Origin of the sequence: Bacteroides sp. ET225 (genome assembly GCF_024733745.1) — a bacterium.
Taxonomy (GTDB): domain Bacteria; phylum Bacteroidota; class Bacteroidia; order Bacteroidales; family Bacteroidaceae; genus Phocaeicola; species Phocaeicola excrementipullorum.
Genome location: NZ_JANRHN010000006.1, coordinates 151,100 through 164,601 on the forward strand (window position 1 = coordinate 151,100; position 13,502 = coordinate 164,601).

Sequence of the window (13,502 nt, forward strand, 5' to 3'; positions counted from 1 at the left end):
CTCTTCCGGCACACCCCCATCTCCATCGTCCGCATCAGGACGTCAGACGCCCCCGGCAAAAGCCGCCGGAATGCTTCACTTTACGGCAATGCATTCGATTTCCACCATCACATCCTTCGGGAGGGACTTTACGGCCACAGCCGAACGCGCAGGAAAATCCTTGTCGAAATATCCGGCATAAACCTCGTTCATGTCCGCAAACAGCGACATGTCTTTCAGAAACACCGTTGTCTTGACAATGTTTTCCACCGTCAGCCCCGCTTCCGCAAGCACCGACTTGATGTTCTCGAACACCTGGGCGGTCTGCTCCTTCACCCCGCCGTCAACCACATTTCCCGTAGCCGGATTTACCGGTATCTGTCCCGAAAGGAACACCATGCCATCCGTTTCAACAGCCTGGCTGTAGGGGCCTATAGCCGCCGGAGCATTCTTCGTAAAAATCACTTTTTTCATACATTTCTGACTTTAAATCTTTTTTCATGTGCTAAATTAGCGTTTTTCCGCCAATCTGAGGTCCATCCGGATAAAAAATATCAGCTTTTGTTTGTCGGTAAAATAAAAATAGCTACTTTTGCCTTAGAAAAGCATAAGCGAGACTGTGGACACACACTTGTGCGTATTCTCTCTTATAATTTCAATCAACCAAAAAATAACAATCATTTTTATAATTATGTGACGTGTGAAAAACGGAAAGAGCATCCCGTTGCAGGCATTTCATGATGTCTGCCGATAACCAAACACATCAAAAAATCATTTCTAACTATTTATGTATAACATTATTCAATTAAACGACAAAGACTTGTCCGAGTTGCAACAGATTGCCAAAGAGTTGGGTCTGACAAAAACCGAATCACTCCGCAAGGAAGAGCTGGTTTACCGGATCTTGGACGAGCAGGCGATTGTCGGAGCTACAAAGAAGGTAGCAGCAGAAGAAAAGAAAGAAGGACAACCGCGGAAACGCTCGCGCATCAGTGTCAAAAAAGAAGGGAACAAAGTATATACCGCAACAAAAGACAAGGCACAGCGGGTAGAAACGACTCCGCCGCCGGCACTTCCGGCACCGGCACCTCTTTTCAAAGACATGCCCGCAAACGAAGAGCCGGCTGCCGCAACAGCAGAGAAAGCACCCGCAGCCAAGCCTGAAAGCACGGAAAAGGAAGCGGAAGAAAAACCGAAAGCAAAAAGAGGAAGAAAGCCGGGATCGAAAAATAAATCGACAATAGCCAAAGAAAAAGAAGCGGAACCGGCCGAGACGCCAGCCGAAATGCAGGAACAGGCAAAGGACGCCGCACCGCAGCCGGAAAACGATAACATGAAGCTGCCTCCGCTCAATACGGAAAGCTCCGAAGACTTTATTCCAATCGAAGACCTCCCGTCTGAAAATTTCGAAATACCCACAGAGCTGCTCGGAAAGTTCGAAGCGACAAAGGTGGAGGCGCCGACCATACAGAAAGAACAGAAACAAAAGTTTCAACGCCAGCAGCAGCGCCAGAACAACCGGAACAACCGCACGCGCCAGAACAACAACAACCATAACAATACACAAGGCGGACAAAACATGCCGGAAGCCCAGGCATCCGCACAGACAGTGCAGCAGCCTGCACGCCCCGTTGAAAAGCCATACGACTTTGACGACATACTGAAAGGAACGGGCGTTCTTGAAATCATGCCTGACGGCTACGGATTCCTCCGCTCGTCGGACTATAACTATCTTTCATCTCCCGATGACATCTATGTTTCCCAGTCGCAGATCAAGCTGCTCGGCCTGAAGACAGGCGATGTGGTAGAAGGAACCATACGCCCGCCGAAAGAAGGCGAAAAGTATTTCCCGCTGGTGAAAGTGTCAAAAATAAACGGACTCGACCCTTCGCTCGTACGCGACCGGATTCCGTTCGACCATCTGACTCCGCTCTTCCCGGAAGAAAAGTTCCAACTCTGCAAGGGCTATAACGACAACCTGTCGGTCCGCATCGTAGACTTGTTCACTCCCATCGGAAAAGGCCAGCGCGCACTGATCGTGGCACAGCCGAAAACCGGTAAAACAATCCTGATGAAGGACATAGCCAATGCCATCGCAGCAAACCATCCGGAAGTATACATGATTATGCTGCTGATTGACGAACGTCCGGAGGAAGTGACAGACATGGCCCGCAGCGTCAAGGCGGAAGTCATCGCGTCTACTTTCGACGAACCGGCCGAACGCCACGTAAAGATTGCGGGCATCGTACTGGAGAAGGCAAAAAGAATGGTAGAGTGCGGACATGACGTGGTCATCTTCCTCGACTCCATCACCCGACTGGCACGTGCATACAACACCGTATCTCCGGCTTCCGGAAAAGTCCTGTCCGGAGGTGTAGACGCCAACGCCCTGCACAAGCCGAAACGCTTCTTCGGAGCGGCGCGCAACATCGAAGGCGGAGGCTCGCTGACCATCATCGCCACAGCGCTGATCGACACGGGATCGAAAATGGACGAAGTGATCTTCGAAGAATTCAAGGGAACGGGAAACATGGAGCTTCAGCTCGACCGCACACTGAGCAACAAGCGCATCTTCCCGGCAGTCAACCTGGTGGCATCAAGCACCCGCCGCGACGACCTGCTGCTTGACAAGACCACGCTCGACCGCATGTGGATTCTGCGCCGGTACATCGCCGACATGAATTCGATTGAAGCGATGACGCTGGTAAAAGATAAAATGGAAAAGACAAAGGACAACGATGAGTTCCTGATGAGCATGAACTCTTGATGCCGGAGTCCGGAAAAAAGGAATGAGGGCGTGCCACGGTCAGGAAATCCTGCCACAGCACGCCCTCATTCTTGTTTCAGCCGAATCCGCCAACCGCCGTCAGAACGGAAGGTCGTCTTTCTCGTCTGTCGCAGCAAAGTCTGCCGGCGGAACCGGAGCCGCATTTACGGGAGGGAACGACGGATCGGGCACAGAAGCCTGCTGCATCGGATTCACACGGTCAACTCTCCACGCGCGGATGCTGTTGAACCAGCGGCCCTGCCATTCACGGGCATCAACGTCGAAAAACACGTTCAGTTCTTCACCCACCTGGATATTGAACTGGTTTATCTTGTCCTCTCCGAAAACGTCAAAACACATGCGACGCGGATACTGGTCATGAGTTTCAATTACATACTCCTGTACTTTCCACGGATTTCCCGTTTTAGAAACACCGCCTCTAGGCTCAAGAACGGCGATTACTCTTCCTGCTAATTCCATATTTCTTCATTTAAATTCGGCAACGAAATTAGTCTTTTCTGAAGAAGTATACTAATTTTTCAGAAGTTTTTTATGTGCCATACGCAATCTTTTCGTAACTTTGGCAGACAGTATCAACATGAATAAAAAGAATTTCAACTAAAGACAAAACATAGAAGTTACCATGAATTTTATCGTATCAAGCACCGCCATGTTCGGTCATCTGCAGGCTATAAGCCGAGTTATCAATTCAAAGAACTCACTCCCTATCCTAGACTGTTTCCTGATCAAGCTTACTGACGGAACACTGTCGATGACGGCATCTGACAACGATACAGTCTTGTCAACGTCGATCGAAACGGACCAGTACGAGGGAGAAGGCTGCTTTGCCGTATCTTCGAAGACATTGCTCGATGCCCTGAAGGAAATACCCGAACAGCCGCTCACATTTGACATAAATCTCGACAACCTTGAAATAACCGTATATTATCAGAACGGAAAATATTCACTGGTGGGGCAAGATGCCGACGAATACCCGCAAACGCCTGTGCTGGGAGATAATGCCACACAGGTTACGATAAACTCGACAGTCCTTCTGAACGGCGTGAACCGCTGCACGTTCGCAACAGGCGACGACGAGCTGAGGCCGGTGATGAACGGCGTATACTTTGACATCACAGCCGCCGACATCACGCTGGTTGCAACCGACGGACAGAAGCTGGTGCGCAACAAGACTTCCCTGGCACACGGGGATGCGAACACATCGTTCATCCTGCCCAAAAAGCCGGCTACTCTGCTCAAGAACCTGCTTCCGAGAGAAGACGGAGATGTGCGCATCGAGTTCAACGACCGGAACGCTTCGTTCACGCTGGAAGACTACCAGATGACTTGCCGCCTGATTGAAGGACGCTATCCGAACTATAATTCGGTTATTCCGCAGCGCAACCCGAATTGCGCCACAATAGACCGCCTGACACTGCTCGGAGCACTGAAGCGCGTTGCCGTGTTTTCCTCACAGTCGGTCAGCCTGGTCAAACTGAGCCTTTCGATGAACGCGCTCAAGATATCCGCACAGGACATCGACTTCTCCACGGCGGCTGAAGAAACCGTAACCTGCCTTTACGACGGAGCGCAAATGAGCATCGGGTTCAAATCGTCATTCCTGATTGACATTCTGAACAACATTTCCTCGCAGAACGTAATCATGGAACTTGCCGACCCGTCAAGAGCCGGAGTCATCGTTCCGGAAGAACAGAACGAAAACGAAGACTTGCTCATGCTGCTGATGCCCATGATGTTGAACGACTAGACTATAACCTATCCAAGCAATGAAACTGAATCTGAAGAATCCGCTCGTCTTTTTCGATCTGGAAACGACGGGCACAAACATAAATACCGACCGTATTGTAGAAATCTGCTACCTGAAAGTGTTTCCTAACGGCAATGAGGTGTCCAAATCCATGCGGATCAATCCCGAAATGCACATTCCGGAAGCTTCAACCGCCATCCACGGCATTCATGACGAGGACGTGGCCGACTGCCCGACATTCAAACAGGTAGCAAAGGAAATAGCCAAGGATATTGAAGGAGCCGACATCGCCGGGTTCAACTCAAACCGGTTTGATGTGCCGGTGCTGGTGGAAGAGTTTCTCCGCGCAGGCATAGACATCGACCTGACCAAAAGGAAATTCATCGACGTGCAGGTCATTTATCACAAGCTGGAACAGCGCACGCTTTCGGCTGCCTACAAATTCTACTGCGGAAAGAATCTGGAAGACGCACATACCGCCGAAGCTGACACAAAAGCTACATACGAAGTGCTGAAAGCGCAGCTCGACCGCTATCCCGACGTACTCCAGAATGACGTAAACTTCCTTTCGGAATATTCCAGCTTCACCCGCAACGCCGACTTTGCCGGACGCATCATCTATGATGACAAAGGAGTGGAAGTGTTCAATTTCGGAAAATACAAAGGCATGTCCGTTGCCGAAGTATTGAAACGCGACATGGGATATTACGGATGGATCATGAATGGCGACTTTACACTGAACACGAAGAACGTGCTGACAAAAATCCGCCTCCGCGAATCAGGAATGATAAAATAAATATTGCCACCGAATGGATACACTGAGAGGAAAGAAAATAGTATTGGGCATCACGGGAAGCATCGCCGCATACAAGGCGGCGGTGCTTGCGCGGATGCTGATAAAGAAAGGAGCGGAGGTGCAAATCGTCATCACGCCTGCCGGCAAGGAGTTCATCACTCCCATCACGCTGTCGGCACTGACCAGCAAACCCGTAATCAGCGAATTTTTCGCGCAGAGGGACGGCACGTGGCACAGCCATGTGGATCTGGGACTGTGGGCTGACGCCATGCTGATTGCTCCGGCCACGGCTTCGACGATAGGAAAGATGGCTCACGGCATAGCCGATAACATGCTGGTCACCACCTACCTGTCGATGAAAGCGCCGGTTTTCGTCGCTCCGGCCATGGATCTGGATATGTTCGCACATCCTTCAACCCGACACAACCTTGACATTCTCCGCTCTTACGGAAACCATATCATCGAACCGGCTTCCGGAGAGCTGGCCAGCCACCTTATAGGAAAGGGACGGATGGAAGAACCGGAAAAAATAACTGAAACGCTGGAGCGTTTCTTTGCGGAGAAAGGACAGCTTGCCGGCAAAAAAATCCTGATTACCGCAGGACCGACTTATGAAAAGATCGATCCGGTGCGTTTCATCGGCAATTACTCGTCGGGAAAGATGGGATACGCCCTGGCTGAAGCATGTGCCGGACGGGGAGCCGAAGTGACATTGGTCAGCGGCCCCGTGAGTCTGCAAACGCATCATCCGAATATACGGCGGATAGATGTGGAGAATGCCGCACAGATGTACGAAGAAGCTGCAAAGGCTTATGCGAATGCCGATGCGGGAATCTTGTGCGCCGCAGTTGCAGACTTTACGCCCGAAACAACATCCGAAGTCAAGATCAAACGGGAAAAGGATGACCTGATGCTCCGTCTGAAACCGACCCGGGACATTGCCGCCGCTTTGGGAAAACAGAAGAGAAGCAGCCAGATACTGGTCGGATTCGCACTCGAAACCAATGACGAGATACAACACGCGAAGGACAAGCTGGACCGCAAGAACTTTGACTTCATCGTACTGAACTCGCTGAACGACAAAGGGGCGGGCTTTCGCGTGGACACCAACAAAATTTCCATAATCGACCGGCAGGGGCTTGTTGCCTATCCGCTGAAGAACAAGAAGGAAGTTGCCGAAGATATAATCGACAAGCTGGCCGGCCTGCTCATCTGAGATTATTATGCTACAGTCTTTATACATACAGAATTATGCGCTGATAGACAGACTCGACATCGGTTTTGGCCCCGGCTTTTCCGTCATAACCGGAGAAACCGGAGCCGGAAAATCGATCATACTCGGTGCTATCGGACTGCTGCTTGGACAACGTGCCGATGTGAAATCAATAAAGAAAGGCACGTCGAAATGTGTTGTAGAAGCAAAATTCCATATCGCGAACTACGGGCTGAAACCGTTTTTCGAGGAAAACGACCTGGAGTTTGATCCGGAAGAGTGCATCATACGCAGGGAAATGACGGCCAACGGAAAAAGCCGGGCATTCATCAACGACACCCCCGCCTCACTGGCACAAATGAAGGTGCTGGGAGAAAAACTGATTGACGTACACAGCCAGCACCAGAACCTGCTGCTCAACAAGGAGGGCTTTCAGTTGAATATACTGGACATCCTGGCTCAGGACGATAAAGAAACGGCAGCCTACCGGCAGGTATACAATGAATACAGAACGGTGTGCCGCGAACTGGACGATTTCATAACGCAGGCAGAAAAAAGCCGGCAGGACGAAGACTATATCCGCTTCCAACTGGAACAGCTCAACGAAGCAGACCTGAAAGAAGGAGAACAGACGGCGCTGGAACAGGAAGCGGATACGCTGAGCCATGCCGAAGACATCAAATCGGGACTCTACAAAGCCCAGCAGCTCATTGACGGGGAGGAAGGAGGCACGCTGCCGCTTGCCAAAGAATGTATGCAGACTTTACAGAACATTTCAGAAGTGTATGCTCCTGCAAAAGAATGGACAGAACGGCTGAATTCCTGCTACATCGAACTAAAGGATCTTTCGCATGAAATCTCAGGAGCTGAGGAAGAAATTGAGTTCAATCCTTCGCGGCTGGACTATGTGAACGAGCGGCTTAACCTGATTTATTCACTGCAGCAGAAGCATCATGCAAAAACGGTAGAAGAACTGATTGCCGTGCAGGAAGACTATCAGAACCAGCTCAACGCCATCACATCGTTTGACGACAGGATCGCGGAACTGAACCGGAAAAAAGAAGAGCTTTACAGCAAAGTGCTCGAACAGGCAAAGGTGCTCACTTCGCTTCGCACTGCTTCGGCAAAGCACATCGAAGAGCAGATGAAATCGCTGCTCATCCCGCTGGGAATGCCGAACGTGCGTTTCGCCGTAAAGCTCGAACAGCGGAAAGAGCCCGACAGCAAGGGTATGGACACGGTTACTTTCCTGTTTTCCGCCAACAAGAACGGCACGCTGCAGAATGTGGCATCCATCGCCTCGGGAGGAGAAATCGCCCGGGTCATGCTTTCACTCAAGGCCATGATAGCCGGAGCCGTAAAGCTGCCGACCATCATCTTCGACGAAATTGATACGGGAGTTTCCGGATCAATAGCGGAGAAAATGGCGCTCATCATGCAGGATATGGGAAAGCAGAACAGGCAGGTCATCAGCATCACTCACCTTCCGCAGATCGCCGCACGAGGAAACGCGCATTATAAGGTATACAAAAAAGATACGGAAACCGGAACAAACAGCTACATCCGGCAACTAACCGACGAAGAACGGGTGCAGGAAATCGCCCACATGCTGAGCGGAACCACTCTGACAGACGCAGCCGTGCAGAATGCACGCGCTTTGCTGGAATTTGAAAACAAATGAAATGAAAGATATGATTGAAAAGAACGAAATGATATTCGGTGCCAGAGCTGTCATCGAAGCGATACAGGCCGGAAAGGAAATAGACAAGATTCTGGTCAAAAAGGATATTCAAAGCGAACTTTCGCGGGAACTGTTCGCCGCATTAAAAAATACGGCCGTGCCCGTACAGCGAGTTCCGGTAGAACGGTTGAACCGGATTACACGGAAGAACCACCAGGGAGTGATTGCGTTTATCTCGCCCATCGTTTACCAGCGGACAGAAGATCTGGTGCCTTTCCTTTTTGAACAGGGAAAGAATCCGTTTTTTCTGATGCTCGACGGCGTGACGGATGTCCGCAATTTCGGTGCCATAGCCCGCACCTGCGAATGTGCAGGGGTAGACGCTGTAATCATCCCTTCGAAAAACAGCGTAAGTGTCAACGCGGATGCAATAAAAACGTCTGCCGGAGCACTCCATACGCTTCCGGTATGCCGGGAGAACAGCCTGACAAGCACGATCAAGTTTCTGAAGGAAAGCGGATTCCAGATCATAGCCGCCACGGAAAAAGGGGATTACGACTATACGAAAGCAAACTACCAGAACCCGGTATGCATCATAATGGGTGCGGAAGATACGGGGGTTTCCTACGACAATCTGGCTCTTTGCGACGAATGGGTCAAGATACCTTTATATGGAAAAATCGAATCGCTGAACGTGTCGGTGGCTGCCGGAGTCCTGATTTATGAAGCCGTCAAGCAACGGCATATTGAAGCATAATACAAATATGGAGAACAACAATATGAAGAAAGCAATACTTTTACTGGCCTGCGGGATAGCCGTTCAGAGCGGAATGGCTCAGGAACTTCCCAAATGGGCCGACAAAGCCCGGAAAGCTGTCTTTTCAGTCATCACATACGACAAGGACAACAAAATACTGAATACCGGAAACGGTTTCTACATCAACGCAAACGGAACGGCTGTTTCCGATTACAGCCTGTTCAAAGGAGCCGAACGGGCCGTGGTCGTAACAGCCGACGGAAAAGAACTGCCTGTCACGTATATCCTGGGAGCTGACGAGATGTATGATGTGGTGAAGTTCCAGACCGAAGTGGACAAGAAGATTTATCCCCTGGAACCGGCAACGGCACCGGGCAGCATGGGTCAGACCGTTTTCCTGCTTCCCTACTCCACACAAAAGGACATCAAGGCGCAAACAGGCACTGTCACCAAAGTGGATACCATCGGAAAGCAGTCTTTTTACTACACATTAAACATGAAGACGGGCGACAAGACCGTAAGCTGCCCGGTAATGAACGGAGAAGGACAGGTGCTGGGACTTATCCAGAAAAATGTTGACGAAAAGAGCGACGCAAGCTTTGCCATCGGAATCAACTATGCTAAAGCTCTGGAAATAAATGCGCTGTCAATAAACGACTATTCGCTCAAGTCGATCGGCATCCGAAAGGGACTGCCGGAAGACGAATCGCAAGCATTGGTCTTCCTGTATATGGCTTCATCAAGCCTGAAGGGCAACGAATATCAGGAACTGCTCAACGAGTTTATCACAAAATACCCGGAAAACAACGAAGGGTATTCAAGACGGGCCATACTGTATATCAGCAAAGGCGACGAGGAGCATCTCAAACTGGCAGACGAAGACCTGAAAAAGATGCTTGAAGTATCTGAAGACAAGGCAGAGGGACATTACAACATCGCCAAGCAGATTTATAATTATGTCATTTCGCTCAACGGGAAACAGCCTTACGGCGACTGGACGCTTGACCGCGCATTGGAGGAAATCAACGCCGCACTTGACAAAGACAACCAGGGACTGTATTACCAGCTTCAGGGCGACATATTCTTTGCCCAGCAGAAATATCCGGAGGCTTTTGCCAGCTATGATGCCGTCAACCATTCCACACTGGCTTCTGCCGCTTCTTTCTACTCGGCCGCAAAGACGAAGGAACTGATTGAAGGAGCCAGCAAGAAAGAAGCCATCGCGCTGATGGACAGTGCTGTGGCACGGTTCATCATGCCTTACGGCAAGGATGCTGCCCCTTATCTCTATGAACGCGGAAGGATGAAAGCCGAGGACGGACAGTTCCGCGAAGCCGTAAAAGACTACAATGCTTTTTCGGATGCGATGATGGGACAAGTATCGGCAGAGTTCTACGTCATCCGCGAACAGGCTGAAATGCAGTGCCGCATGTACCAGCAGGCCATCAACGATATCAACAAGGCTATCGAAATGGAACCAGGAAACGAAAGCTACTGGGTGGAGAAAGGAAGTGTGCACCTGCGTGTAAACCAGCCGGAAGAAGCCGTAAAGGCTCTTACGAGAGCTACGGAACTCAACCCCAAGAACGCGGCAGCCTACCGGATGATGGGATATGCACAAATCCAGCAGAAAAAGAAAAAGGAAGGTATGGCCAACCTGGAAAAAGCGAAAGAACTGGGAGATACCGTGGCTTCAGGACTTATCGAAAAATATAAATAAACGTTATCATGAACAACCGCATCTGTCACCTTTTCGGAATCAAGCGCCCCATCATTCAAGGCGGAATGGTGTGGTGCAGCGGATGGCGTCTGGCATCTGCCGTGAGCAACGCGGGCGGACTGGGACTGATAGGAGCCGGCTCCATGCACCCTGAAACCTTGCAGGAACATATACGCAAGTGCAAGGCGGCAACCGACAAGCCTTTCGGAGTAAACGTTCCGCTCATGTATCCTGAAATCGACAAAATCATGGACATCATTGCCAGTGAAGGCGTGAAGATTGTCTTCACTTCGGCAGGCAATCCTGCAAAATGGACCGACACGCTGCACAGCGCAGGAATAAAAGTGGCGCATGTCGTTTCGTCAACACGCTTCGCTGCCAAATGTGAAGAAGCAGGAGTAGATGCCATCGTGGCAGAAGGATTTGAAGCCGGAGGACATAACGGAAGGGAAGAAACAACCACCTTCTGCCTGATACCTGCCGTAAAGCGAATATGCACGGTGCCTCTGATCGCTGCAGGAGGCATCGTTACCGGCGAAGGCATACTGGCCGCGCAGATACTGGGAGCAGACGGCGTACAAATGGGCACACGGTTCGCACTCACGCGGGAAAGTTCCGCACACTTCTCATTCAAGGACAGATGCCTGCAACTGAATGAGGGAGATACCATCCTGACACTGAAACAGCTCTCGCCCACCCGGCTCGTAAAGAACGACTTCTACAAACAGGTGGAGGAAGCCGAGAAAAGAGGAGCCTCAACAGATGAAATGCGCGACCTGCTTGGAAAAGGACGGGCAAAAAAAGGCATCTTCGAAGGCGACATCTTTGAAGGGCTGATTGAAATCGGGCAGGCTGCCTCGATGCTGAAGCAACTGCAGACTGTTGACGAAGTGATGAAAGAGCTGGCCGAAGAATATGAGGAAGCGCTCAACCGAATAAGGACAGCAAGGCGACAATGACAAGCGGCCAAAGGCTGTGTCAGGACCAGCCTTATCCGTCACCCCGGACACTGTTGAAGGATTTCGCAAACATAAGCTGATTTATCCACCACAGGACCGGCAAGAAATAGAATAAGGGAGTGCATCTTACCATTTTAATGCACCCCCTCTTAATTGTTTTCAAGGATATTTTTCCGATTTCATGACTAGTAAAACCGGGAAAACAGACCGGATACAAACGCAAAAGAACCTGATAGAATTTTACCTCGTTAGAAAATTTAAACAGCCTCTTATTTTCATTGACGTGACGAGATAAAATTTTAATGTTTCCCATCATCTTTTCAAGCGGAATAAGAGCCTGTCGTTTAAATTTTGCTCAGGTTTATTTTGCGAATTGTTTTCGTGGATATTTTTCTGTTTCTACGAAGATGATAGCGGGGAAACAGACCGGAAACAAAATCAAAAAGGGACGGATAAAAAACTTTTTCGGAAAATGAAATAAGGGGGTGACTGCACCCCCTATTTTTATTGACGCTATGTTTCCCACCATCCGTTCCGGCAGCCGGAACAAGCTTATTTCAGCAGTTCAGCCAGCTTAGCTTCGATGTCTTCTCCGCGCAAGTCACGGGCCACGATGGTCCCGTCCTGAGCAATCAGCACCGTAGCAGGAATGGAGCGCACGCCATACAGACCGGCAGCTTCGTTTTTCCATCCTTTCAGATCCGACATCTGAGGCCAGGTAATCTTCAGATCGGCAATCCCCTTCTTCCAGCTTTCCAGATTGCTGTCGAGCGAAACGCCGACCACCTCAAAGCCTTTCGCCTTGTATTTGGCATATGCAGCCACAACGTTCGGCATCTCTCTGCGGCACGGACCGCACCAGCTTGCCCAGAAGTCAACAAGCGTATACTTGTTTTTCGCCACATAGTCGGAGAGCTTCACCTGTTTTCCTTCGGGCGTATCAAGAGCGAAATCAGTATACTTCTGCCCCTCCGAAGTCTTGACACGCACATCAACGTATTCCTTCAGGCGCACAAGCGAAGGATTTGAAGCCAATGGTGCCGGCACTTTCTCCAGCAGCGGCTGCACGTCGGCTACCTCGAATCCCATGCCGAACATACCCAAAAGTTCTGCACCGGCAGCCTTGTCTACATTTTCCGAAAGCATCTGAAGGATCCGGCCGGTACCTTCTGCCTCTTTCCCGTCGAGAACTTTCATCAGCGAATCCTGCTGTGCCGCGGTCAGCGTAGAATCAGTGGTTGCCTTCTTGTAAATGCTTTCCATCTCATCATTAATCCGCTTATACTCGTCCATGAATCCCTGCATCACATCATTGTTGGCCGTACCGGACACGCGGCTCTCCTGTGCGCTCATGTTCACCGTAACGGTTCCCGGTTCAACAAAAATCATGGCGGCCATGTGGCTGTCTCCGTTCGAATAGGTAATATAACGCAAGGCTACAACCGAATCGGGCACTCCCTTAAATTCAAATGCACCGCCCTTCACCACGGTTGAATCGAGCGCTTCAAATCCGTTTTCCGTTCTGTTCTGCAAATAGACTATATCTCCGTCGCTTGCACCTTCTGCCGTACCCTTGATGGTATATCCGGCCTTCTCCTGACATGCCGCCAGTGCCATGACACCTGCAGCGGCAAACCAAACCATTTTTTTCATGAATTTTTATTTGCTTTTAATTATGCAGGCAAAGATAATCGTTTCATTCAAAAAAGCATGTCTTTTTAATTATAATTCACCACAGCAGGCAAATGACGTGTCAGTCGTCGATGTCGATGACGCGCATCTGGCTGTCGAAAGTGATTTCCCAGCGGTTGGAGAGCTTCACTTCATAGTTGCTGCGGTCACGCTCGATAGACAGGATCCGA

General features: G+C 50.2%; 12 protein-coding genes. 8 read left to right on the top strand and 4 right to left on the bottom strand.

What is annotated here, in order from left to right:
• Positions 1–75: 75 nt before the first annotated feature.
• Positions 76–453, bottom strand: a complete 378-nt coding sequence (locus NW212_RS04815; protein ID WP_258337504.1) for a RidA family protein — start codon at positions 451–453, stop codon at positions 76–78.
• Positions 454–766: 313 nt separating this feature from the next.
• Here NW212_RS04815 and rho point away from each other — a divergent pair, with 313 nt between their 5' ends.
• Positions 767–2,746 carry a transcription termination factor Rho gene (rho, locus tag NW212_RS04820; protein WP_258337505.1) on the top strand — a complete coding sequence of 660 codons (1,980 nt, stop codon included), beginning with the start codon at positions 767–769 and terminating at the stop codon, positions 2,744–2,746.
• Between the two features lie 99 nt (positions 2,747–2,845).
• Here rho and NW212_RS04825 read toward each other — a convergent pair whose 3' ends face one another.
• Complete coding sequence (locus tag NW212_RS04825; protein ID WP_258337506.1) at positions 2,846–3,226, bottom strand: DUF3127 domain-containing protein; 381 nt, start codon at positions 3,224–3,226, stop codon at positions 2,846–2,848.
• Between the two features lie 163 nt (positions 3,227–3,389).
• Between NW212_RS04825 and dnaN the strand changes: the two genes are divergently transcribed.
• The 7 genes from dnaN to NW212_RS04860 are packed head-to-tail and all read left to right on the top strand — an operon-like array spanning position 3,390 to position 11,640.
• The gene (dnaN, locus tag NW212_RS04830) at positions 3,390–4,514 is read left to right on the top strand and encodes a DNA polymerase III subunit beta (RefSeq protein ID WP_258337507.1); all 1,125 of its coding nucleotides are present in this window, start codon (positions 3,390–3,392) and stop codon (positions 4,512–4,514) included.
• A gap of 19 nt (positions 4,515–4,533) precedes the next feature.
• Positions 4,534–5,310, top strand: coding sequence for a 3'-5' exonuclease (locus NW212_RS04835; protein ID WP_258337508.1), 777 nt, complete (start codon positions 4,534–4,536; stop codon positions 5,308–5,310).
• A 13-nt stretch (positions 5,311–5,323) separates the two neighbouring features.
• A complete protein-coding gene (coaBC, locus tag NW212_RS04840; protein ID WP_258337509.1) occupies positions 5,324–6,526 on the top strand; it encodes a bifunctional phosphopantothenoylcysteine decarboxylase/phosphopantothenate--cysteine ligase CoaBC in 1,203 nt (400 codons plus the stop codon).
• A gap of 7 nt (positions 6,527–6,533) precedes the next feature.
• Positions 6,534–8,204: a DNA repair protein RecN gene (gene recN, locus NW212_RS04845; RefSeq protein WP_258337510.1), complete on the top strand. Its 1,671-nt coding sequence runs from the start codon at positions 6,534–6,536 to the stop codon at positions 8,202–8,204.
• A gap of 10 nt (positions 8,205–8,214) precedes the next feature.
• The gene (rlmB, locus tag NW212_RS04850; protein ID WP_258337521.1) at positions 8,215–8,961 is read left to right on the top strand and encodes a 23S rRNA (guanosine(2251)-2'-O)-methyltransferase RlmB; all 747 of its coding nucleotides are present in this window, start codon (positions 8,215–8,217) and stop codon (positions 8,959–8,961) included.
• A 22-nt stretch (positions 8,962–8,983) separates the two neighbouring features.
• The gene (locus NW212_RS04855; RefSeq protein ID WP_258337511.1) at positions 8,984–10,681 is read left to right on the top strand and encodes a serine protease; all 1,698 of its coding nucleotides are present in this window, start codon (positions 8,984–8,986) and stop codon (positions 10,679–10,681) included.
• Between the two features lie 8 nt (positions 10,682–10,689).
• Positions 10,690–11,640 (top strand): nitronate monooxygenase family protein, encoded by a 951-nt coding sequence (locus NW212_RS04860; RefSeq protein ID WP_258337512.1) that lies wholly within the window; start codon positions 10,690–10,692, stop codon positions 11,638–11,640.
• A gap of 552 nt (positions 11,641–12,192) precedes the next feature.
• On the opposite strand, the gene NW212_RS04865 is transcribed toward NW212_RS04860, so the two are convergent.
• Together NW212_RS04865 and NW212_RS04870 are read right to left on the bottom strand one after the other, a co-directional pair.
• Positions 12,193–13,293 carry a TlpA disulfide reductase family protein gene (locus NW212_RS04865; RefSeq protein WP_258337513.1) on the bottom strand — a complete coding sequence of 367 codons (1,101 nt, stop codon included), beginning with the start codon at positions 13,291–13,293 and terminating at the stop codon, positions 12,193–12,195.
• 100 nt (positions 13,294–13,393) lie between these two features.
• A partial coding sequence (locus tag NW212_RS04870) for a PepSY-like domain-containing protein (RefSeq protein WP_258337522.1) occupies positions 13,394–13,502 on the bottom strand: 109 nt, incomplete at its 5' end.